Origin of the sequence: Rhizobium sp. BK289 (assembly GCF_014193575.1) — a bacterium.
Lineage (GTDB): Bacteria > Pseudomonadota > Alphaproteobacteria > Rhizobiales > Rhizobiaceae > Rhizobium > Rhizobium tropici_C.
The window spans coordinates 191960-214042 of record NZ_JACHZO010000009.1 but is presented as its reverse complement, the minus strand read 5'-3'; the positions used below and the strand labels follow the sequence as shown (position 1 = coordinate 214042).

Genomic DNA, 22083 nt, shown 5'->3' with positions numbered 1-22083 from the left:
CTGAGGGATTGTGCACAATTTCAATATGTTACTGCGCCCGTTCATTTTCTTTTGAAGATGGGGCGCGGTAGGGAAGCCCTAAATCGAGAGAGCGATGCTGCACGTCTCCTGGTGGAAGACCGCCCTGATCTGGTTCGTCGTTCTCTTGAGCGTGCTTCTGGCCGCTCCCAATTTATTCGGTGAGCGCGCGCTTTCGTCCCTCCCGGCATGGTGGGCGCATCGAAAGATCGAGCTAGGTCTCGATCTGCGCGGTGGATCGCATCTGCTGCTGAAGATCGAACGGAGTGACGTCGAAAAGGATCGTCTGGAAAGTATAGTCAGCGATATCTCGACGCGCTTGCGCACCGTCAATGTCGCTTATTCGGGCCTGACAGGCACTGGCCGCAAGATCCAGCTTCGAATCAACGATTCCGCACAGGTTCAGGCTGCTTTGACGGCGTTGCGACCGTTGACTGCCGGACCGGACAAACCGTCCGTGGTTCTGTCCCAGGGGGATAACGGTGCGCTGACGCTCGATATCACCGATGCCGACATCAATAGCCATGTGTCAGCGGCGATCGCACGCGCGATCAAGGTCATCCACGCCCGCATCGCCCAGCTCGGCGTGGGAGAGCCGCTGATCCGCCGACAGGGATCCGATCGTATCATCGTTCAGGTGCCCGATCTCGCCGATGCGCAGCGGCTGAAGAACCTTCTCGGCCAGCCCGCCAAACTTAGCTTCCGCCTGATCGATCAGTCGATGTCGGTCCAGGACGCCATGGACAAACAGCCGCCGGCCGGGTCCGACGTGCTGTTTTCCGAAGATGATCCCCCGGTCGGCTATCTCGTACAAAGACAACCTCTGCTCTCGAACGTCGATTTTTCCGACGCGGTCTCCGTTACCGACGACCAGACCGGCGAGGGAACGGTTTCCGTCAAGCTGACGCCGGAGGCCGCCCACCGCTTTGCACAATCGACGGCCAGCAATCTCGGCAGGATCATCGTCGTCGTGCTTGACGATCAGGTCATCTCCGCTGCATCCCTGAAGACCGTCATCGCAACAGGCGAGATCGACGTTCCCGGAGACTTCACGGTCCAGGGTGCGCAGGACCTGGCCGTCATGATCAAGAGCGGACCGCTGCCGGCAACGCTGACGACGGTCGAGGAACGGACCATTCAGCCGGGCCTCGGCGGCGAAACGGCGCGTTACGGCCTGATTGCCTGCATCGCCGCCGCAGTCTTCGTGGCCGCCTTGATGATCGGCTTCTATCGCCTGCTCGGCATCATCGCGACCATCTCGCTCATCATCAACATGATCATGGTGGCAGCGCTCATGGGTGTGCTCGGCATCACGCTGACGCTGCCGGGCGTGGCTGCGATCGTCTTGATCATCGGTATCGGCCTCGATGCGCTGGTACTGATCTATGAGCGCGTGCGTGAAGAGGAAAAGAAAACTCATCTTCTCGTCGATGCACTGCGCCACGGTTTCAACCGGGCAGCCGCGACCGTGGCCGACGCCAATCTGACCGTGCTCATCGTCGCAGCCATTCTCTTCTATGCAAGCACCGGCGCGGTTCGCGGCTTTGCCGCCACTCTCATGGTCGGCGTCTTCACCACCTTCTTCACCTCCTGCTTCGTTACGCGGTCGCTGGTGAATATGTGGATATCGCGCCGCAAGCCGCGCACGTTGCTGGTCGGCGTGCGAAGCGGCGTTTTCGACAACGCCAACATCCGGTTCATGGGCATCCGCCGTTACACTTTCACGGTATCGGCGGCTCTGTCGGTCATCACACTTGTCGCCTTCGCGACGGTCGGCATGCATCTCGGCATCGATTTCGCCGGCGGATCGATCATCGAGGTCCGCGCCAAACAGGGTGTTGCCGATGCGGTGGATATTCAATCGCGCCTTGAGGCCGTCGTTCCGGGCGATGTGCGCGTCGAGCGGCTTGCCGATCGCCTCGGCGCCGTGATTCGCGTCCATGCACAGGAGGGCGGTGAAAATGCCGAACAATCCGCCGTATCCCTCGTGCGGGACGAATTGGGCAAGGACTATAATTTCTCACGCGTAGAGGTCGTCGGTCCCGCCGTATCGGGTGAAATCACGACGACGGCCTCCCTTGCCGTACTGGCGGCTCTCGTTGCAATTCTCGTCTACATTTGGCTGCGTTTCGAATGGCAGTTTGCGGTCGGCGCGATCATTGCGACGCTGCACGACGTCATTCTGACGCTCGGCCTCTTCGTGCTGACGGGCATGGAATTCAACATGACCGGTATTGCCGCGATTTTGACCATCGTCGGCTACTCGCTGAACGACACGGTTGTCGTCTACGACCGCATGCGTGAAAATCTGAAGCGCTATTCCCAGATGCCGCTGCCGATTCTGATCGACGCCTCCATCAATCAGACACTATCTCGTACCATTCTGACATCGGCGACGACGCTTCTGGCGCTCTTCGCTCTCTACATCTTCGGCGGCGAAGTGATCCGTGCCTTCACCTTCGTCCTGCTTTTCGGCGTCGCTGTCGGCACTTTCTCGTCGATTTATATTGCGGCGCCCGTGCTGATCCTGTTCAAGCTGCGTCCGGACAAGTTCCAGACCGGCGGCGAGAGCAATGGACCCGCGGCCGGCAACATCCAGTCAGGCAAACCAGCGGTGTGATACAGTGGCTAAAGGAATAGAAATCCGTAACGCGCATTTCCCGGGGCGCGCACCGATCGACGCTTACGGCAATGGCGGCTTCCGCTTCGCCGACATGTCGCATCGCGGCTCGCTGCTGTGTCTGCCCTCGGGCATCTACGGATGGGACATGCTGCAGGGCGATGCGCTGACGCCGGATCGCTTCCAGAAGGTTCTCGATGAGGCTGCCGAGATCGAAGTGCTGCTCGTCGGCACCGGCATGGAGCTGCGACCGCTTCCCGCCGAGCTGAAGGCCGCCCTGCGTGGAAAGCAGATTTCGTCCGACCCGATGAGCACGGGAGCGGCGGTGCGCACATTCAACATCATGCTGTCCGAATCGCGTGCCGTGGCTGCGGCGCTGATCGCCGTCTGACCTTCGGATCCACGTATGACGATAACAGCTGCGCCCCGTAGCAACCGGGACATCTGCCTCGCAACGCTTCGCGACACCGATCGCGATCGTTATCTTGCCTGCCTGCTGGCACCGGAAGAGAAGCGCCCGGCACTTGCCGCGCTCTATGCCTTCAATGCCGAGCTGGCGCGCGTGCGCGATCTTGTGCATGAGCCGCTGCCCGGTGAAGTGCGTATGCAATACTGGCGCGATCTTCTTGAAGGGCAGGCCCATGGCTCGAGCGAGGCCAATCCGCTGGCGTCCGAGCTTCTGACCGCGATCGAAGAATACCGTTTGCCGCGCCAGACGCTGATCGACATGATCGACGCGCGCATCTTCGATCTCTACGATGACCCCATGGAGAGCCGCAGCAGCCTCGAAGGCTATGCCGGCGAGACGGCTTCGGCCCTGATTCAGCTGGCAAGCCTGGTCTTGTCCGCCGATGAGGCGAAGCGTTCTGCGGACGCCGCAGGCCACGCCGGTGTCGCACAGGCGGTTGCCGGACTGCTGCTGTTGATGCCCCTCCATCGCCATCGCGGCCAGCTTTACCTGCCGCTTGAGATTCTGACGGCGACGGGTCTCGACCGCGATTCCTTCCTTGCCGGCGAGGATATTCAGCGCATTTCAGCGGCCATCGAAGCATTTGCCGGTCTGGGCCGGGAGCACCTCGCCAAGGCGAGGGCGGCAGGGGCCATATCGCAGGCGGTATTCCCGGCCTTTCTGCCCGTCACGCTGGCCGAGCCGGTCTTGAAGCAGGCTCAGAAGCTCGGCGCTGGTCTCTTCGATCGATCCCTTGCATTGCCGCAATGGCGCCGGCAGCTGCGCATGGCGATGGCGTCGATTACAAAGAAAATCTAAAATACGACAAGCTCGCGCAAGTCTCGGCCTGTATGGAGAGTGCCGGCACTTGAATTTGCATTTCCGGGGGAGCTGCCATGGGTATTATCGTCTGGTGCATATTGTTCGCGATCGTCATCTTCATTGCCTATTACGCGACGCGTATGGCATCGCAAAACAAGGAAGACGGCCTGCACGATACCGGCCTCGCCATTCTGGAGTTCGGCCGCGCCTTTCCAACCGAGGCGATCCGCCAGTTGCAGACGACGGCCGACGGACAGGCGGTTTTCGTACGGCTGCATGACGACAAAGCGGGCTTTATGCGCAATGTGCGCAATCACTTCAGCGTCCATTTGATCGAGCCCGGTCGGGCGCATGCCAAGATCTCGGCAACCGGTCGCGGCTTGACCGTCGATTTTCTGGATGCGCCCCACCACAACGGCACGTTCGAATTCAAGACGCCTGCCGAAGCCGCGGAAGTGTCGCTCTGGCTGCTCGGCAACTATGTTGCCGGTGAGGACGCCAAGCTGCAGGATCAGGCGTCGCCGGCTAAGGCTTGAAAATCCCGAAAGCTCGGCCTCAAGCTCAGATGGTCAGGCGCTCTCCGCGAGAACCGGCGCCTGCACGCCGAGCCATTTCGCGCAGTCGGCAAGCGCACGCTTGGCGATAAGCTGACGCTTCATGATGGTTTTGTCCTTGCCGCGGAAGCGCTTGACGCCTTCCGGCTTGACGATCGATCCGGGTTGCAGCTCCGGGAAGAGCCCGAAATTGATGTTCATCGGCTGGAAGGAGCGCTTGCCCGGCTCCTCGTCCGAAACGATATGGCCGCCGGTGATGTGGTTCAGTAGCGAGCCGAGCGCCGTGGTGGACGGCGGCAGCGAGGGTACTTCGCCCTTGCGCTCGGCAGCGGCGAAGCGGCCGGCGAGCAGGCCGATGCTGGCGCTTTCGACATAGCCTTCACAGCCGGTGATCTGACCGGCAAAGCGCAGGCCCGGGCGCGACTTCAAGACCAGGGAGCGATCGAGCAGGGTCGGCGAGTTGATGTAGGTATTGCGGTGCAGACCGCCGAGGCGCGCGAATTCTGCATTCTCAAGGCCGGGGATCAGCCGGAAGATCTCTGCCTGCGCGCCGTATTTCAGCTTCGTCTGGAAGCCGACCATGTTGTAGAGCGTGCCGAGCGCATTGTCCTGACGCAGCTGCACGACGGCATAGGCCTTGACGGTGGGATTATGGGTATTGGTGAGCCCCATCGGCTTCATCGGCCCGTGGCGCAGCGTCTCGCGCCCGCGTTCCGCCATGACCTCGATCGGCAGGCAGCCGTCGAAATAGGGTGTGCCTTCCCATTCCTTGAAACCGACGGCATCGCCGGCGATCAGGGCATCGACGAAGGTATTGTACTGGGCTTCGTCCATCGGGCAGTTGATATAATCCTTGCCGGTGCCACCGGGGCCGACCTTGTCGTAGCGCGACTGATACCAGCAGATGTCCATATTGATGCTGTCGCGATAGACGATCGGTGCGATGGCGTCGAAGAAGGCGAGCGCATCGGCACCGGTTTCGGCCTGGATGGCGTTCGCAAGGCCGGGCGCCGTCAGCGGGCCCGTGGCGATGATTGCCTGGTCCCATTCCCTCGGAGGCAGGCCCTGGATTTCCTCGCGGACGACGGTGATCAGTGGATGATTTGCGATCGCCTGCGTTACCGCTGCTGAAAAGCCATCGCGGTCGACGGCAAGCGCACCGCCGGCCGGCACCTGGTGCTTGTCCGCACATGCCATGATGAGAGAGCCCGCCATGCGCATTTCCGCATGGATGACGCCGACGGCATTGCTGGTGGCATCGTCGGAGCGGAACGAGTTGGAGCACACCAACTCGGCAAGATCGTTCGTCTTGTGTGCTTCGGTGCCGCGCACGCCGCGCATTTCATGCAGGATGACGGGTACGCCGGCATTAGCGATCTGCCATGCGGCTTCCGAGCCGGCGAGCCCGCCGCCGATGACGTGGATGGGGGAGTGGGGATTGGTCTGTGTCATGCGCGCGTCATTATCACGAGCGGGGCGGCGATCCAATCGCTTTGCTAAAGCATGCCGCGCAAAACTGCGCCGCGGTCTTACGGCAATTTAATCTCGGGTCCTGCCGAGGGGCACTACGTATCGAAAGGCCTCGAGGGCGGCTCTGCAAGAGTGATGCGATTTCCGTCAGGATCCGCAAGATGGGCGATCTTTCCGTAGTCGCCTTCCGATTCACCTGTGAGCTTCATGCCAAAGTCTTCGAGCGATTTGCGGGCCTGATCCATTTTCGGCACGACAATGGTTAGTCTGCCGAACCCCGCATTCTCCTTGTCATGGAAGATTTGAATGTTCGCGCCTGCGACATCGCGCCATTGGATCAACCCATCCATGGGGCGATCGTCAGGCCCCCGGTCGAAAAGTTGGGTATAGAACGTCTCTGCCCTAGCCATGCTTGCCGTCGCGAGCGCGGCGTAAATTCCTTGGATCTGCATTCTTACGCCTCCTTGCCAAAAGGTCTCCACCTGTAAATGAGAAAAGACGCGGTTCCGTTCCCAAATCGCGCGTGACGGCGGCAGCGGCGATGTCCGCTTGTGGCGCATAAGTTGCTGCGGTGCTCTATGGCTGGTGGCATTGATATCCGGCGCCAGTGGGGAGGGCTCGCTGCTGATCACTGAAGCTCTACGAGTCGATTAAATCGAACGGTGCTTAGTCGCTGGAATCAAAAACGGCGCCGAAAGGCGCCGTCTTGAAGCAGTCTGCAATTCCCAACGATTAACGGAAGGAACGTGCAGCGATGTTGCGGATCTCGTAGCGGCTGACGCCGATGTCCGAAAGGGTCTGGCTGGAGAGGTTGCCAAGTTCGTTCAGGGTACGGCGGTAGCTGATCCAGTTCTTTGCAATGCGAATCGGGTTCATGATCTTATCCTCGGTATCTTGGTTGCGAGCGGTACGATTACCGTCTCAGCGCTTGCACTCTATATAGGCGCGAGGAGGTCGGTTGTGCAGTGCAAAGAAAAGGCGTCTGCTATGCATTTGTGCAATATGACGCCCAAAAAGCAGTCGATGCTCAAAATTTGTGTGCTTTGCAGATAAGGAATAGCTCGCGGCGGATCGGTTATGCTGCGCTTGCTCAGTCGATGGGCAAAAAAGAACGCCCGCCGCGGAGGTCCGCAACGGGCGTTGAGAAGGCTTTCGCTGTTGGGCGAAGCCTATCCGGCGATCAACGGCCGGTGGCTTCGCGGGCAACGCGATGGATGTCGGCGCGGTCGATGCCGAGGTCGTGCAGTTCACGAGCGCTCATGCGGCCGAGTTCGTTGACGGTCTGACGATACTTGCGCCAGTTGTTGAAAGAGCGGGTCAGGTTCATTTTAAGTCCCTTTCGAGGATCTGTGATCGAGCGGTTCCGCGATTGGTTCCGTCGTCGATCTAATGGATTTAAATATATGCTGCGCCGCGAAAACTAAAAGAGCGAATGCTTCATGTCACCTATGCATAACATGCAAGCCTTGTGGGTAATCTGCCTAAGATGATGGCTGCTTTATGTGCATATCGCGGCCGAATGAAGAGCTACTTCAGAGGCTCGCTTCGAGGGAATGCCGGCTTTCGCTGGCGCTTCCATTTGTTGCCCGCATTCGACCATGTTTTGGCCAGCCATGCCGTATCGGGAGGGCTGCATGAGCTGTCTTCCGCCCACGAATCGTCACTCGACTGTTTGCGCATCAGGTTCCGGCATTTGCCAGTCCTTCCGGCACCAGAGGCATATGAGCCGATTTGAGATGAGAAAAATAACGCCCACCGCGGGAGGAGGATGCGGTGGGCGTCATTTGAGGTGATTGACGACTGGGAGGAGGAGTGTCGTCAATCTATCGGAGCGCACTGGGAGGAGGAGTGTCGTCAATCTATCGGAGCGCACTGGGAGGAGGAGTGTGCGGCTCCGAATTCCGTGTCGGGATGCAAATCCCTAGGCTTTTCCGACCAGAGCTGGCCCGGCGCGCCATCGCCGTGTCTTGTTGCCCTAGTAATAGTATGACTTTTTAATTTTGTGCAGCGCAATAATTTCATGGGAGGTATGCCGAATGCGCATGTCTTGCACCGGTATCTGAATACCTGACCATATCATGCAAGGTCAGCGCTTAATTCTGTATTAATGTGAGACATATTTGTGCGGAAGGCGCCGGCGGCATAGATGGCTGAATTGTGGTATTTCTCCTATGCAAGGGGAGTCGCAGCTAGGGAGCCGGGATGTACAGAGGCAGGCTGGAACGGGATCTGAAAATCTGGATCGAAAAAGGTCTTGTCGATGCAGGTGCTGCAGAGGCGGTGCTGCGTGAATATGACGGTCGCCAAACGAGCTTCAGTGCGGGGCGGGTGCTGGCAATCATCGCCGCGGTGCTTCTTGGCCTGGCGATACTGCTTTTTATTTCCGCCAATTGGGAGGCGATTCCGAGGATCGCGCGCCTCGTAGGGCTCGTCGCGATGATATGGGCTTTCTATCTCGGCGCGGCGCATCTTCTTACTCTTGGTCGTTCGATTGTCGCATCGGGACTTTTGATCCTGGGGACGCTAAGTTTTGGCGGCGCCATGGCGCTTGTCGGCCAGATGTACAATCTGTCTGGTGACGAACTGACGATGATGCTCGTCTGGTTCGCTGCGGCCTGCATCGTGGCGGCGCTGTTTCGTTTAAGCGCGCAGGTCGTGCTGGCCGGTTTTCTCGCTTGGGCATTCTGCGGCGTCTATCTATGGGATCATTTCGATCAGTGGCATGGCATCATGCCTTGGATGCCGCCTCTGATGGGCGTCATCCTGATTGCGCTCGTTCGCTATGTCGACGCACCGGGTGCGCGGCATCTCGCCTACCTCATGATGGTGGGATGGTTCACCTGGCTTTTCGCCCGGCATGAGAGCCTGAACACGGCGATCCTCTTTGCCGGGCTCGGGATGGCGGCCTTTCTTCTCGTCAGCATTCCCGTGTCGCCGTTGATGTCGCTTGTGCGGACGGCTGGAGCGGCCCCGGCCTTCTATACTTTTCTGATCGCCTCGATCGGCTTCTTCCTCGTCCATGCCGAGATCGGCACTGGATCCTTCGAAAACAACGTCTGGGTGGAAGACAAGCTGCCGCTCATCTTCGTCGCCGCGGCGACGCTGGCGAGTTCGGTGATCGCCATCGCCCTTGCCGGTCGTGACAATGGTGCGGTGCGCTATCTCGCCTATTTCGTCTTTGCCTGCGAGATCCTCTATCTTGCCGGCGAGACGATCGGCTCCATCATCGGTACAGCCGGCTTCTTCCTTGCGGCTGGTATATTCGTGGCCATTGCCGCCTGGCTGGTCATCCAGCTGGAACGGCGTTTTTCCGATAATGGCAGGCAGGGGACGCGGGCATGACCGATATTGCCGAGAAGAGCCCGACCATTGGCTCCCGCCGCCTGTGGATTGCCGCTATCGTCGTTGCGGCTCTGCAGACCGCCGTGCTGGGCTATATGGTCGGCGAGCGGGCCTGGGGTCTGCGGAGCGGTGTCGAGATTCTCTTGAAGACGGCGCCGGTCGATCCGCGCGATCTTCTGCGCGGCGATTACGTGACCTTGAACTACGACATCTCACGGGTTCCGTTCTCGACGATGGTCGAAGGACCACCGAAAATGAGCCGAAACGCCGCTACATTGTCCGTTCGCCTGAAGAAGCAGGACGACGGTTACTGGGGTATCGTCGAATCATCCTTCGGAGCACTCGATGCGAAACCCGATACGGTCGTGCTCAAGAGCCTGCCCGTCGACTATGTTTTCCATGGCGATGCGACCGATCCCTCGCAGGCGGTGATCGGGGTCACCTATGGCATCGAGCGCTACTATGTGCCCGAGGGGCAGGGGCACGATATCGAGAGCGCTCGCAATGACAATCGGGTCGCCATCGCGGCGCGCGTGTCTTCCGATGGCGTTGCCCATATCAGAAGCCTGCTTCTCGACGGCAAATCCGTCTACGAGGAGCCGCTTTACTGACGATATCTGCCGCAAGATGCCGATAAGCTTTCGGCCTCGTCGCGGAACCGTCATTTTTCCTTTGCGTGGTTTGAAACGGGTGATATAGAGACGCCGCGCTCCGGAAGCCCCCATGGGCAGGCATCGCCATGCGGTTTTGGGAACGCGGGTATGGTGAAATTGGTAGACACGCCAGATTTAGGTTCTGGTGCCGCAAGGCGTGGGAGTTCAAGTCTCTCTACCCGCACCAACACTGTCTTGTGGACGGGGGGAGGCTCGCGAAGCCTGTCTTCCGATATGCCGCAGGACGCGCATCTTGCCCAAAGCATCCCGCTTTCGATGAGGAAAGGGGATAAGATGTTTTGGCTCGTGACGGGATAGAGCTGCCTTTTGCGCGTTCATTTGAAGGCGCGGCGCTCTGGCAAGATGAAAGAGAATTGCATCCAAGCCACGCTCGGGATTTTCCGGCGTCGTGCTCATCGAAACGAACGGCAGGCTGGGCACGGCCGCCATGAATGAAGGTAGGACAATGCAGGTTATCGAAACGCTCGCTGAAGGGCTGAAGCGCGAAATCAAGGTGGTCATCCCGGCCAAGGACATGGAAGTGCGCATGAACGAGCGCCTGGCCGAGGTCAAGGACAAGGTCCGCATCAATGGCTTCCGTCCGGGCAAGGTGCCGGTCTCGCACCTGAAGAAGGTCTACGGCAAGTCGATCATGGCCGATCTGGTGAACGAAATCGTTCGCGACCAGCCGCCGGCGATCCTGACCGAGCGCGGCGAAAAGTCGGCAACCCAGCCGGAAGTCGCCATGACCGAAGACAAGGACGAGGCAGAAAAGATCCTCTCCGCTCAGGCCGATTTCGAATTCACGCTCTCCTACGAAGTGATCCCGGCAATCGAGCTGAAGCCGGTCAACGGCATCAAGGTGACCCGCGAAGTCGCTGAAATCAGCGAAGACGAAGTGACCGAGCAGATCCTCAAGATCGCCGAAAGCGCCCGCAGCTACGAGACCAAGAAGGGCAAGGCCGCCAATGGCGACCGCGTCACCATCGACTATCTCGGCAAGGTCGACGGCGTTGCCTTCGACGGCGGCAAGGATGAAGATTCGCAGCTCGTCCTCGGCTCCAACCGCTTCATCCCGGGCTTCGAAGAACAGCTCGTCGGCGTCAAGGCTGGCGATGAGAAGGTTATCACCGTAACCTTCCCGGCCGACTATCCGGCCAAGAACCTCGCCGGCAAGGAAGCCACCTTCGACATCAACGTCAAGGAAGTTGCAGCTCCCGGCGAAATCGAAATCAACGACGAACTCGCCTCCAAGCTCGGCCTGGAATCGGCTGACCGCCTGAAGGAAATCGTTCGTGGCCAGATCGAAAGCCAGTACGGCTCGGTGACCCGCCAGAAGGTCAAGCGCCAGATCCTCGACCAGCTGGACGAAATGTACCAGTTCGACACCCCGCAGAAGCTCGTCGACGCTGAATTCGCTAGCATCTGGCGCCAGATCGAAACCGATCTCAGCGAATCCGGCAAGACTTTCGAAGACGAAGACACTACCGAAGAGAAGGCTCGCGAAGAATACCGCAAGCTCGCCGAGCGCCGCGTTCGCCTCGGCCTCGTTCTCTCCGAAATCGGCGAGAAGGCCGGCGTCGAAGTCAGCGAAGACGAACTGCAGCGCGCACTTTACGCACAGCTCCAGCAGTTCCCGGGCCAGGAAAAGGAAATCCTGGAATTCTTCCGCAACACGCCCGGCGCTTCCGCCAACCTGCGCGCGCCGATCTTCGAAGAAAAGGTCATCGACCACCTGCTGACCGAGGTCAACGTCACGGACAAGACCGTCTCCAAGGAAGCGTTGTTGGCCGACGACGAAGCCGAAGATAAGCCGGCTGCCAAGAAGGCCTCTCCGAAGAAGAAGGCTGCCAAGGCTGAAGCAACCGAAGCTGCCGCCGAAGGCGAAGAAGCTGCTGCCCCGAAGAAGAAGGCTCCTCCGAAGAAGAAGGCTGCTGAAGACAGCGCCGAATAATCGGTCTTTCTTCTGGACTGACATTGAGCCCTGCCGGAAACGGCGGGGTTTTTTGTTGTGTCGCCATAATGCGCCCTCTCCCCGCAAGCGGAGAGAGGGCTGGGGTGAGGGGCTCCAGGCTATCAGCAATCAGTTCGGCGCGATTATTCCTTACCCAAGGCGCGGCGAATGGCTGTCTCGACCGGGCTATAAGCATTATCCGCTCGCTCCAGCCGATAGGGCTCAGCAAGGCCGATCGAAGGCTGCGCCATGAATCGTGGCGTGGCGCCTCGATGCTTCTGGGCGGCGTGGATCAGGAAGGGATGGCAGATGTAGACCGTACCAGCCTTTCCCGTTGCCAGTGCTTGAGGGCGGTCGGCTCCCATCTGCTCGAGCATCATATGAGAACGCCCGTGCTCTCCGGCAGGCTCGAGATAGCGCGCCATATCCATGTGAGAGCCGACGCGGATGCGGGTCGGCGCATCGTCTTCGCCGACATCGGAAAACAGGAATAGCGTAAGCAGAGCGCACCCTCGCGAGGTGACATTCACGCGCCAGGCCGAGAAGTCCGTTTTCTCGTTCGGATCGCCGTCGTCACCCGGAAAGCTGAGGTCGACATGCCAGCCGGCGTCGCCGGGATCGTCCGGATGCGGGAAACGCACGGGGAAGGTGCCAAGCCCATCTCTTGGAAGCCATCGCCCGTGCCCGACCAGTTGATCGAAAGCAGCGTGCAAAATGGCCATGTTGGCGATGGTGCGGAATGGCTCGCCACCATAGCCCGGCAACCGGACGACCGGAAATCTCCAACTTGCCGGATCGTGCTCACTGCAGGGAATATCGCGCCACATGATGGCGCGGGCTTCTGCAGCCTGTTCCTGTGAAAACGCATCATCAATGCGTATAAAACCATGTTCAATGAAATCGTTCACCTGCGCGTCGGAAAGCGCAGCCGGATACTGTTTTTCGGATGGCATGAAATCTCTCTCAATCATCGCCGTCTTCACCCTTCTTGTGCGGGCATCACGGCTGTTTCGGCAAAGACCTGCCGCGGCCTTGCGGCCGTTGAGGCGGTCTCGTCTTCATTTGGCTGAAAGCCTAGGGATCAGCGGCTTATGAAGAAGACCGAAGCGATGTTGAGAATGCTCATCATGCCGACAGAGTAGTGAGCTCCGCCGGCATGTCAATATTGACCTATTAGAGTTCCGACTTGATATCGCCCATGCGGTTCCAGGCGTCGAGCCCGGCGATCTTGTAGGCTTCGGCGAGCGTCGGATAGTTGAAGGTGTTCTCGACGAAATATTCGACAGTGCCCTTGAGGTTCAGCACCGCCTGGCCGATATGCACGAGCTCGGTCGCGCCTTCGCCGACGATGTGGACGCCGAGGAGGCGGCGGGTCTTCAGCGAGAAGATCATCTTCAAGAGGCCCGTGTCGAGGCCCATGATATGACCGCGCGAGGTCTCGCGGAAGCGCGCGATGCCGCATTCATAGGGGATGTGCCGCTCCTTGACCTCTTCCTCCGAGAGGCCGCAGGTGGAAATCTCAGGCACGGCATAGATGCCGTAAGGGAAGTATTTCGGCGGCTCCTTGGCGATGGCGCCGACGGCAACGCGGGCGGCGATGCGGCCCTGTTCCATCGAGGTGGAGGCGAGGCTCGGGAAGCCGACGACATCGCCGGCGGCAAAGATATGCGGGACTTTCGTGGCAAAGGTCTCCGGATTGACGCTCAGGCGGCCGCGCGCGTCGGCTTCGAGGCCGGCAGCAGGGAGATTAAGGGTATCGGTCGCGCCCATGCGGCCGGCGGCAAACAGCACCATGTCGGTGGTGATGCGACGACCGTTGTCGAGCGTCAGCTCCACCTTGCCGCTCGGCAGGCGCTCGACTTTCTCAGCCTTCTGGCCGAGCAGCAGCTTCATGTTGCGATCGCGCAGCTGGTAGGTGAAATCCTCGACGATTTCCTTGTCGATGAAATCGAGCATGGTCGATTTCGGATCGATCAGCGTCACCTGCGTGTCGAGTGCGCTGAAGATCGTCGCATATTCGATGCCGATGACGCCGGCGCCGATGACGACCATTGATCGTGGCAATTCCTCGATATCGAGCAGCTCGTCGCTGTCCAGGACGATCTTGCCGTCGAAGGTCATGTAATCCGGACGGAACGGTTTGGTGCCGACAGCGAGCAGAATGCTTGTCGCTGTGACATTGATGACTTCGCCGTCGTCCTTGACGACCTGCATGGTCTGCGGATCGATGAAGCTTGCCTTGCCGCGCATATGCTGCACGCGATTGCGGGCGAACTGATGCTCGAGCACCTCGACTTCGTGGTCGAGCGTGATCAGCAGGCGGCGGCGCAGGTCCTCCGCGCTGATTTCCTGCTTGACGCGGTAAGCCCGGCCATAGAAGCCGCGCTCGCGCCAGCCGGAAAGGTTGAGCGCGGTTTCGCGCAGCGTCTTGGAGGGAATGGTGCCGGTGTGGACCGAGACGCCGCCGACGCGTTTGCCTTGCTCGATGACGAGCACCCTCTTGCCGAGTTTGGCGGCCTGGATAGCGCCTCTGCGGCCTGCAGGGCCGCTACCCACGACTAGGAGATCGAATTGGTCCATCGGGAAGCCTCGGATGACTGGATAGGGAATCAATGTCGCAACGCAACATGCACTCCGTCAACCGGTAGCTGCTCAATGTTACAGATTATCTAACGGGAAGAGCCCATACTCAGGATGCGGAAAAGCCGAGCCAGGGTTCCAGCTTCTCAAATGTCCGATCCATGGCGTAGGCGCGGGTAAAGGAAAATGAAAGATGGCCATAGAAGATCGACATCTGGTTTTCTGCCGTCGACTCATTCGTCTTGGCAATGGCGGCGAGATAGAGCGCCGAAGCTAGCCCTGTGCGGTCCGCTCCCGCCTGGCAATGAATGAGAAGTGGTTTCGGCGCGTCCCGCATGATTTCGATAAGCTGTGCGGCTTGCTGCTGCGTCAGCTCATGAGCGGACGACATGTGGAAATCGATGTGGTTGATGTTGAGCTGCTTGGCCTCGGCGACTTCCTTGTCATACCAGCCATGACCGCTATTGTCGCCGCGCAGGTTGATAATGGTCTTGATGCCATATTGCTTTTGAAGCTCCGCAATCGTGGCGGCCGATGGCTGAGAGGAGCGATAGAGTTCGCCGGCGATGACCGGGTGAAAGTTCGTCGTCCAGAGCATATGAGCGTAGAAACCGACTGCCACCGCCGTGAAGGCTCCCAAGGCGACAAGCGCGCCGCGGCCAACACGAAGGAGGCGATGGGAAAGCATTGGCGATGTCTTCGGCATGCGATCTCCGTGCGGGCCAAACGCGCAAGCAGATTGGCCAAATCAAAACAACGACTTCCGCCAGCGGATTCGCCGACTGGAATGCGGCGATCCTTCTGCCAGATCATCCTGACGCTGAACTGAAAAACCAAAATGGAGATCGCTATGAACGATTCTCGGTTTTTTGAGGGGATGGGAATACGTTTTAATTCTATAAAATGATATTATATCAATATGATAAGATATGGTCTTAACTAGTTAAATCAACGCGTCTGCGGCAATTTCAGATCAAATGCAGTGCTCTGAAGCTGACATGACCGTTCTTGCCAATGATAACATGGTCGTGAACGGTAATGCCTAATGGTTTGGCGGTGTCGATAATCGTCTTGGTCATGTCGATATCGGCGCGCGACGGTGTCGGGTCGCCTGAGGGATGATTGTGCATCAACCTATTCAATCAGAAAAAGTCTTGTTTTCAAGTATGTTGCCATATCATCGAGATGAGATGGTGCCGGTATCTGGTATCTGTAACGTGTGCCAAATCATAGTAATGTGGTACAATCCGGGCAATACTTCAAGAGCCCAGATTTGCATGCTGTCGCACGAATTCCGCACGGTCAAGCTCCGCCGTTATCCAAAGGACGAGATTTTATGAAGCGCGTCGAACGCATCGAAGTCCAAGATTCTGGATAGCTCTAGGAATTCGATAACATCCACTCTACGTTGCCCGCTCTCAAGCCGAGCAACGAACGACTGATATTCTCCAAGCCTTTTAGCAAGTTCGGTCTGTGTCAGGCCTGCGGCCTCCCGTTTCGCAATCAACAGAGCAATCAGCGCTTTGTGTCGTTCGCTGCCTAGGGTCTTCGCCACCTGTGCCACCCATCTAATAAGAGATGGGCTCTTCCCCTATATCTGATTTTCAGTTATCTTAAATTCAGATAATTCGCCTTTTACTGCCGATACCCTCATGCAACTATGCCGGCGTTCTCATTTCGTAGCGATTGCCGGAAAGCCATAAGGTGGCCGCTGTGACGGTATGGATTACCCGGCCGGCAGCTGGTGACCACAATGAGGCAACAAACCAGCGAGACCTTGCGGCCGCGGAAATGATTGATAGACAGTGAGGAAGCAGATCATGAGCACGGACTGCATCGTGATTGAGGATTGGTATGCCCTGACCGAAGCCGAAGCAATCGAGGTTGCCATCGACCGATATGGTCAAGATGAAACCACGTCGGTTGCCTATTGTGCGCTTGAGACATGGGGCGATCGTTGTGACCCGGAGTACCGGTTTTGGTTTGACCTGTTTCTAAAACTGACGCAGCGTGAGCATGTCGGCTGGGCCTAGAAATTGGAGAGCTCGCCGTCGTTCCCTCTACTCAGGCATGTCTCGCATGTCGTGTGTCAATGCGCTTCTGCATTCCAGTGAGCGATTTGAAGGCTGCTAAAAGATGGCCGCCGTCGAGCAAGGGCTCGCGTTTAACCTACTTCTAGTTCAAGTTTGCTCTTACAAGCGGCAAAGACGCAAAATGAAACCAGCGCTAATCAGGACGGATGCGGTCGTTGCTGAAGGCTATGCAGATCGCGACAAGTGCCTCGCTGGAAGCGATGTTCGCAGCCGTTTGCTTCAATAGGCATGAGCCCCTCGACAACGGGACGAGGCTCCGGGCGAATTCATCCGCCAGGTGCATGTTCATCCGTCGCCGGAATTCATGCAGTTGGCGGATTGCGCCGATTGGTATCGACCGCTCTAATCAGAGCGACGCAGCTCGAACATTGCCTGAGCATCAACAAGAGCATGTGCTCGGAGAATTGGTGGAACGGCACTCGTCATTTAGGTTTGCGGGAATGGTATTCTTATTGGGAAAATTCCATAAGTTGCTGATTTGTACGAGTAATAATGGAAATTTGTGGGCGACGTTATTTCGAGGAAAAATGGTAATCTATCATCCCACTCGGATAAGAGCGCTTATTATTTAAGTTATTGAAAATAAACCGTTTTCGTGATTATGCGGTACTGTGCGTGATCCACAATGCCCGTGGGGTATCGAGCGGGATTATTGTGCACGAGAATCACGGCTGAAGCGGAGAGTTCCAGCGCGCGTTTGACGACTTCACGCGGATAGACTGGCGTATGATCGACAGTACCGAAACCTTGGACTTCATCTGCAATCAAGGCATTGCGCTTGTCGAGAAACAGCAAGCGAAACTGCTCGCGCGCTTCATGCGCCATGGCGGCATGACAATAGTCGATGAGGGCTTTCCAGGAAGAGAGCACCGGCTTGCCCGTCAGCTCGCTTTTCAGCATGCGCTGCGAGACGCTCGCCACCAGCTTCAGGTCGAGCGCGACCGCATCGCCGACGCCGCTGACCTCGGTCAACAGGCTGACCGGAGCACCGAACACGCCGCCGAGCGAGCCGAAGCGGGCTAGCAGAGCCTTGGCGATCGGCTTCGTGTCGCGACGCGGGATCAGCCGGAAGAGCAGCAACTCCAGGATTTCATAATCGGCCAGTGCCGTATCGCCGCCGTCGCGATAGCGATTGCGCAGCCGCTCGCGGTGCCCATGATAATGGACTTCGGCGTTTATTGTGGCAGGTTTTGCCGTCGGCGCGGATTTGGTGGCCCGTGAGGCGGGCTTGGTGGCTTGTGGTGCGAAGAACAGTCGTTCGTCCAGAAACGGGGCCTCTTCCAAAGCCTCCGTCTCCCCGCTTCTGTCGAGGGGCATGTCGCCATGTCCATTGGAAGAAGCGGGACGTTTTGCCATAGATTATCCCTGCAGGGGCGGTAGGCCGGGACGGTCGACACCGCCGGGCGACAGGGTAAAGATCTCGCAGCCCGTCGCGGTGACGCCGACCGTGTGCTCATACTGCGCCGAAAGCGAACGGTCACGTGTCACTGCCGTCCAGCCGTCACCGAGAACTTTCACATGCGGCTTGCCGAGATTGATCATCGGTTCGATGGTGAAGATCATGCCCTCGCGCAGCTCCGGGCCGTCATTGAGGCGGCCGTAATGCAGGATATTCGGCGAGTCATGGAAGAGGCTGCCGACGCCGTGGCCACAGAAATCGCGCACGACCGAGCAGCGCTCGCCCTCGGCATAGGTCTGGATCGCCTCGCCGATGGCGCCGGTGCGGGCACCGGGGCGCACGGCGGCAATGCCGCGCATCAGGGATTCGTAGGTGACTTCAAGCAGCCGCTCGGCCGAGCGCTTGATTTCGCCGACCGGATACATGCGGCTGGAATCGCCGTGCCAGCCATCCAGCACATAGGTCACGTCGATATTGACGATATCGCCCTCGCGCAGCGGCTTGTCGTTGGGAATGCCATGGCAGACGACGTGATTGATCGACGTGCAGGAGGATTTCATGTAGCCGCGGTAGTTCAGCGTCGCCGGATAGGCGCCGTGATCCATGCCGAATTCGAAAACGAAGCGGTCGATGACGTCGGTCGCCACACCGGGTTTGACGATTGCGGCCAATTCATCGAGGCAACGGGCGGTCAGCTGGCATGCCTTGCGCATTCCGGCAAAGGCATCCTGCCCGTAAATGCGGATAGCGCCCGTATTCTTCGCCGGCGCTGTTGCCGCTTCGATGTAATTCACCATGACTAGCCTTTGGTAGAGATCTTAAACTGTTGTAATGCAGCTATGCCGGGTTCGTCTATCGGGATCAACCCGGCAGGCACGATTTCCGTCGGCGAGACCCTGCATTTCAGCGCGTAGACTTCGACGCCGCGTGCCAAAGCCCGCTCATAGGCCCTGGCATAGACCGGGTCGAGATCACCGCAAATTCGGAAGCGATCGCAATCGTACCGCTGGATCACGAACAGCATGACGGCGCGATAGCCGGCCGCGGCCATATCGCCGAGCTCTTCCAGATGCTTGGCGCCGCGCGCCGTCGCCGTATCTGGGAATTCCGCAACGCCCGGCCGCCGCATGAAATGGACGTTTTTCACCTCGACATAGGTGGTTGTCCGTAAAGGGTCGGTCAAGAGCAGGTCTATGCGTGAGTTGCGGCCGTAATTCTGCTCGCGCTTGACCATCGCGTACTCGCCGAGATCGGAAACCTGTCCAAGCGCAATCGCTTCCGCCGCGATCCGGTTCGGCATGGCTGTATTGACGCCGACGGTCGTGCCGTCCGCCTCGATCAGTTCGAAGACATGGCGGTATTTTCGCTTTGCTCCTTCGTGCTCGGAAAGCCATATGCGTGAGCCGGGCGCCGTCAGGCCGAGCATCGAGCCTGTATTCGGGCAGGAGCCAGTTATGAGGGTGCCGTCCTCCAGCTCCGCATCGAAGAGGAAGCGCTTGTAGCGCGCGATCAGACGGGCAGGGACGAGAGGCGAATGGAAGAGCATGGTTCGGCGATCGTCTAAGCCCGTTCCATGACGAAGCTGCCGGGTGCCTCTTCAAGCGCGTTGAGGGCCTTGCCGCCGGGCTGGCGCGCTGCCGCCATGCGATGGTCTTGCGCGAGGATCCAGGCATGCCAATGAGGCCACCAGGAGCCGGGCGTCTCTTTTGCCCCGGCAAGCCATTCCTCATAGTCGCCGCCGGTCGGGCCACCCGTCCAGAACTGGTATTTATGCTTGTCGGGCGGATTGACGACGCCGGCAATGTGACCGGAGCCGGTCACCACAAACTCCACCGGACCGCCGAAATACTGGCTGCCGACGAAGACGGATTTGGCCGGCGCGATATGATCCTCGCGCGTTGCCAGATTATAGACCGGGATGCGCACATCCTTCAGCGACAGCGTCTTGCCGTCGAGCACCATCTTGCCCTGGCTCAGTGCATTGTTGAGGTAGCAGTTGCGCAGGTAGAAGGAATGGTTGGCAGCTGCCATGCGTGTGGAATCGGCGTTCCAGAACAGGAGGTCGAAGGGCAGGGGCTCCTGACCCTTCAGGTAATTGTTGACGAAATAGGGCCAGATCAGTTCGGAGGCGCGCAGCATGTTGAAGGCCGTCGCCATCTTCGAGCCTTCGAGATAGCCGAGCACGTTCATCTGTTCTTCGAGTGCTGCAATCTGCTCTTCGTCGACGAAGACCTTCAGGTCACCGGCGAAGGTGAAATCGACCTGCGTCGTCAGGAAGGTTACCGTTCGGATGCGCTTGTTCTTTTCCTTGGCATGGAGGGCGAGGGTGGCGGCCAGCAGCGTGCCGCCGACGCAATAGCCCACGGCATTGACCTCCTGCTCGCCTGTCGCCTTTTCGATCGTTTCGAGTGCGAAATCGATGCCTTCGCGGGCATAGGAGGTCCAGTCCTTCGCCGCATGACGATGGTCGGGGTTCACCCAGGAAATGACGAAGACGGTGTGACCCTGCTCTACACACCATTTGATGAAGGATTTCTGTGGGTTGAGATCGAGAATGTAGAATTTGTTGATCCAAGGCGGGCAGATCAGCAGCGGCCGCTTCAGCACCTTGTCCGTCGCCGGCTCATATTGGATCACCTGGCAGACATCGCTTTGTGCGATCACCTTGCCTGGTGTCAGCGCCATGTCGCGGCCGACGGCGAATTTCGTCATGTCGGTTTGACGCAGGCGCAGCTCGCCATGGCCGAGGCTGATATCCTCCGCCAGCATCTTCATGCCGCGCACCAGGTTCTCGGCGTTGGAGGCGATGGTTTCGCGGTAGACCTGCGGGTTGGTCGCGACGAAATTGGTCGGGGAGAAGGCGGCGGTTATCTGTTTCGTGTAGAACGCCGCCTTGTGACGCGTATGCTCGTCCAGCCCTTCCGCTTCGCCGACCAGCTTTTCCGCCCAGTCCGACGTCAGAAGATAGGTCTGCTTCAGGAAATCGAAAAAGGGGTTCTTCTGCCAGTCCTCATCGGCGAAGCGCTTGTCCTTGTCCTTGACCGGTTCGGCTTCGGCCTCGGCGGACGAATCGCCGCTGAGGCGCTGCATGGTTTTCGTCCACAGGCCGAAATAGCCGGAAAGCAGGTGAGTCTGCGCCTCCAGTGTCCGGCGGGGATCGGAAAGCCAGTATTCGCCGACCTTGGACAGCGTCTTGACCATGTCGGTGAAGGGATCGGCAACCGTGTCGACCTTCTCGCCGCGTTCGCGCGGTGCAAGCCAGGCCGAGGCCGCCTTGCCGAGATTTTCCAACGCGCGGGCAAAGTTGACGGCCATCGCTTCGGGATCCCTGACGATGTAAGGCTCGACTGACTTTGGATCGAAGCCGGGAAAGCCGCCGTTGCCTTCATTATTGTCCCGCTTGCTGTCGGTCACGCATCATCCTCCCGGCGGCAGCTCGTGTCTTGTTTTCCATTTGTACATCTTGCGGGAAAAGGAATACAAGTCGAATGAAACGCAACCCTGCTCTTGCTTTGCTGCTGCGACAAATTTAACAGTCGCAACCCACAGCAAGGAATAGCGCAGGAAGACAATTATGGGCGGCGGCATGGTGGCAAGACTGAACCGGTATTCCGTACTCTGCGGTGCAATGTGCGGGATTCTCGCATTGACGCTGGCGGGCTGCTCGACGCCCGAAGAAAAGGCGGCCTACGCCAAGCGCAAGCAGCCGCCTCAGGCGGTGATCGTAAAACCCGCCAAGGGCACGCCGATCGTGGAAACCAGCACGCAGCAATATTACAAGGATGGCTATCCTTCCTTCAACGCGCCGCCGACGGCTGCAAACGTGCAGATCAACGATCAGCAGGCCGGTGACATGGTCAAGCAGTTGACGGCGCTCGGTGCCCAGCGCAAGGCCGGCACCATATCGGAGGCCGAGTACCAGAAGCGCGTTGCCGAGATGCGCAAGCTTGCCGCCGAACATGGCCAGGATACGCTGCAGGAGATCCAGAAAGAGGGCGGCGCCCAGCCCGCCCCAACGCAGAATTAGCCTTGCGTTTCAGGCGATTTGGACGCAAAGCGTTCGTATAGGCCGAAATTGGATGTATCTGACCGGCGAATTGCACTTTGCGTGCATAGCCGCCCAAGATTCA

General features: G+C 58.8%; 20 protein-coding genes, 1 tRNA gene and 2 pseudogenes. 10 read left to right on the top strand and 13 right to left on the bottom strand.

From position 1 onward, the window contains the following. The first annotated feature begins 94 nt into the window (after positions 1 to 94). From secDF to FHT84_RS19335, 4 genes are all read left to right on the top strand, one after another. Positions 95 to 2638, top strand: a complete 2544-nt coding sequence (gene secDF / locus FHT84_RS19350; RefSeq protein ID WP_113249868.1) for a protein translocase subunit SecDF — start codon at positions 95 to 97, stop codon at positions 2636 to 2638. Positions 2639 to 2642: 4 nt separating this feature from the next. Beyond that, complete coding sequence (locus FHT84_RS19345) at positions 2643 to 3029, top strand: Mth938-like domain-containing protein (protein WP_069611981.1); 387 nt, start codon at positions 2643 to 2645, stop codon at positions 3027 to 3029. Positions 3030 to 3044: 15 nt separating this feature from the next. Next, positions 3045 to 3905, top strand: a complete 861-nt coding sequence (locus tag FHT84_RS19340) for a phytoene/squalene synthase family protein (RefSeq protein WP_113249869.1) — start codon at positions 3045 to 3047, stop codon at positions 3903 to 3905. A gap of 77 nt (positions 3906 to 3982) precedes the next feature. After that, on the top strand, positions 3983 to 4444 hold the full coding sequence (locus tag FHT84_RS19335) for a hypothetical protein (RefSeq protein ID WP_112340945.1): 462 nt from the start codon (positions 3983 to 3985) through the stop codon (positions 4442 to 4444). Between the two features lie 33 nt (positions 4445 to 4477). On the opposite strand, the gene trmFO is transcribed toward FHT84_RS19335, so the two are convergent. The 4 genes from trmFO to FHT84_RS19315 form a co-directional block, all read right to left on the bottom strand. Continuing rightward, positions 4478 to 5914, bottom strand: a complete 1437-nt coding sequence (trmFO, locus tag FHT84_RS19330; protein ID WP_113249871.1) for a methylenetetrahydrofolate--tRNA-(uracil(54)-C(5))-methyltransferase (FADH(2)-oxidizing) TrmFO — start codon at positions 5912 to 5914, stop codon at positions 4478 to 4480. Positions 5915 to 6027: 113 nt separating this feature from the next. Beyond that, the gene (locus FHT84_RS19325) at positions 6028 to 6564 is read right to left on the bottom strand and encodes a VOC family protein (protein ID WP_246698563.1); all 537 of its coding nucleotides are present in this window, start codon (positions 6562 to 6564) and stop codon (positions 6028 to 6030) included. Between the two features lie 100 nt (positions 6565 to 6664). Continuing rightward, positions 6665 to 6808 (bottom strand): DUF1127 domain-containing protein, encoded by a 144-nt coding sequence (locus FHT84_RS19320; protein ID WP_069611985.1) that lies wholly within the window; start codon positions 6806 to 6808, stop codon positions 6665 to 6667. A 304-nt stretch (positions 6809 to 7112) separates the two neighbouring features. Next, the gene (locus tag FHT84_RS19315) at positions 7113 to 7259 is read right to left on the bottom strand and encodes a DUF1127 domain-containing protein (RefSeq protein WP_081615319.1); all 147 of its coding nucleotides are present in this window, start codon (positions 7257 to 7259) and stop codon (positions 7113 to 7115) included. Positions 7260 to 8134: 875 nt separating this feature from the next. Between FHT84_RS19315 and FHT84_RS19310 the strand changes: the two genes are divergently transcribed. From FHT84_RS19310 to tig, 4 genes are all read left to right on the top strand, one after another. Continuing rightward, a complete protein-coding gene (locus tag FHT84_RS19310) occupies positions 8135 to 9274 on the top strand; it encodes a DUF2157 domain-containing protein (protein WP_113249874.1) in 1140 nt (379 codons plus the stop codon). Then, on the top strand, positions 9271 to 9885 hold the full coding sequence (locus FHT84_RS19305) for a GDYXXLXY domain-containing protein (protein WP_113249875.1): 615 nt from the start codon (positions 9271 to 9273) through the stop codon (positions 9883 to 9885). Before FHT84_RS19310 ends, FHT84_RS19305 begins: the two co-directional genes overlap by 4 nt. A gap of 144 nt (positions 9886 to 10029) precedes the next feature. After that, a tRNA-Leu gene (locus FHT84_RS19300) sits at positions 10030 to 10114 on the top strand. A gap of 279 nt (positions 10115 to 10393) precedes the next feature. Further along, the gene (tig, locus tag FHT84_RS19295; RefSeq protein ID WP_113249952.1) at positions 10394 to 11881 is read left to right on the top strand and encodes a trigger factor; all 1488 of its coding nucleotides are present in this window, start codon (positions 10394 to 10396) and stop codon (positions 11879 to 11881) included. 143 nt (positions 11882 to 12024) lie between these two features. On the opposite strand, the gene FHT84_RS19290 is transcribed toward tig, so the two are convergent. The 5 genes and pseudogenes from FHT84_RS19290 to FHT84_RS19270 form a co-directional block, all read right to left on the bottom strand. Next, the gene (locus FHT84_RS19290; RefSeq protein WP_113249876.1) at positions 12025 to 12834 is read right to left on the bottom strand and encodes a phytanoyl-CoA dioxygenase family protein; all 810 of its coding nucleotides are present in this window, start codon (positions 12832 to 12834) and stop codon (positions 12025 to 12027) included. Between the two features lie 220 nt (positions 12835 to 13054). Continuing rightward, the gene (sthA, locus tag FHT84_RS19285) at positions 13055 to 14461 is read right to left on the bottom strand and encodes a Si-specific NAD(P)(+) transhydrogenase (protein ID WP_113249877.1); all 1407 of its coding nucleotides are present in this window, start codon (positions 14459 to 14461) and stop codon (positions 13055 to 13057) included. Positions 14462 to 14570: 109 nt separating this feature from the next. Beyond that, positions 14571 to 15167 (bottom strand): dual specificity protein phosphatase family protein, encoded by a 597-nt coding sequence (locus FHT84_RS19280; RefSeq protein WP_113249878.1) that lies wholly within the window; start codon positions 15165 to 15167, stop codon positions 14571 to 14573. Between the two features lie 262 nt (positions 15168 to 15429). After that, positions 15430 to 15594: pseudogene (locus FHT84_RS19275) on the bottom strand (JAB domain-containing protein); the annotation flags it as partial. A 182-nt stretch (positions 15595 to 15776) separates the two neighbouring features. Beyond that, positions 15777 to 16016: a helix-turn-helix transcriptional regulator gene (locus FHT84_RS19270; RefSeq protein ID WP_113249953.1), complete on the bottom strand. Its 240-nt coding sequence runs from the start codon at positions 16014 to 16016 to the stop codon at positions 15777 to 15779. 286 nt (positions 16017 to 16302) lie between these two features. On the opposite strand from FHT84_RS19270, the gene FHT84_RS19265 reads away from it, so the two are divergent. Then, positions 16303 to 16494, top strand: coding sequence for a hypothetical protein (locus tag FHT84_RS19265; RefSeq protein ID WP_113249954.1), 192 nt, complete (start codon positions 16303 to 16305; stop codon positions 16492 to 16494). 702 nt (positions 16495 to 17196) lie between these two features. On the opposite strand, the pseudogene radC reads toward FHT84_RS19265, so the two are convergent. From radC to phaC, 4 genes and pseudogenes are all read right to left on the bottom strand, one after another. Continuing rightward, positions 17197 to 17910 (bottom strand): annotated as a pseudogene (gene radC / locus FHT84_RS19260) (DNA repair protein RadC); the annotation flags it as partial. A gap of 3 nt (positions 17911 to 17913) precedes the next feature. Further along, positions 17914 to 18750, bottom strand: coding sequence for a type I methionyl aminopeptidase (gene map, locus FHT84_RS19255; RefSeq protein WP_113249893.1), 837 nt, complete (start codon positions 18748 to 18750; stop codon positions 17914 to 17916). Positions 18751 to 18752: 2 nt separating this feature from the next. Then, on the bottom strand, positions 18753 to 19499 hold the full coding sequence (gene sfsA, locus FHT84_RS19250) for a DNA/RNA nuclease SfsA (RefSeq protein ID WP_113249894.1): 747 nt from the start codon (positions 19497 to 19499) through the stop codon (positions 18753 to 18755). A 14-nt stretch (positions 19500 to 19513) separates the two neighbouring features. After that, positions 19514 to 21367 (bottom strand): class I poly(R)-hydroxyalkanoic acid synthase, encoded by a 1854-nt coding sequence (gene phaC, locus FHT84_RS19245; protein ID WP_113249895.1) that lies wholly within the window; start codon positions 21365 to 21367, stop codon positions 19514 to 19516. 160 nt (positions 21368 to 21527) lie between these two features. Between phaC and FHT84_RS19240 the strand changes: the two genes are divergently transcribed. Next, positions 21528 to 21980 carry a hypothetical protein gene (locus tag FHT84_RS19240; RefSeq protein ID WP_112340933.1) on the top strand — a complete coding sequence of 151 codons (453 nt, stop codon included), beginning with the start codon at positions 21528 to 21530 and terminating at the stop codon, positions 21978 to 21980. Positions 21981 to 22083 lie beyond the last annotated feature (103 nt).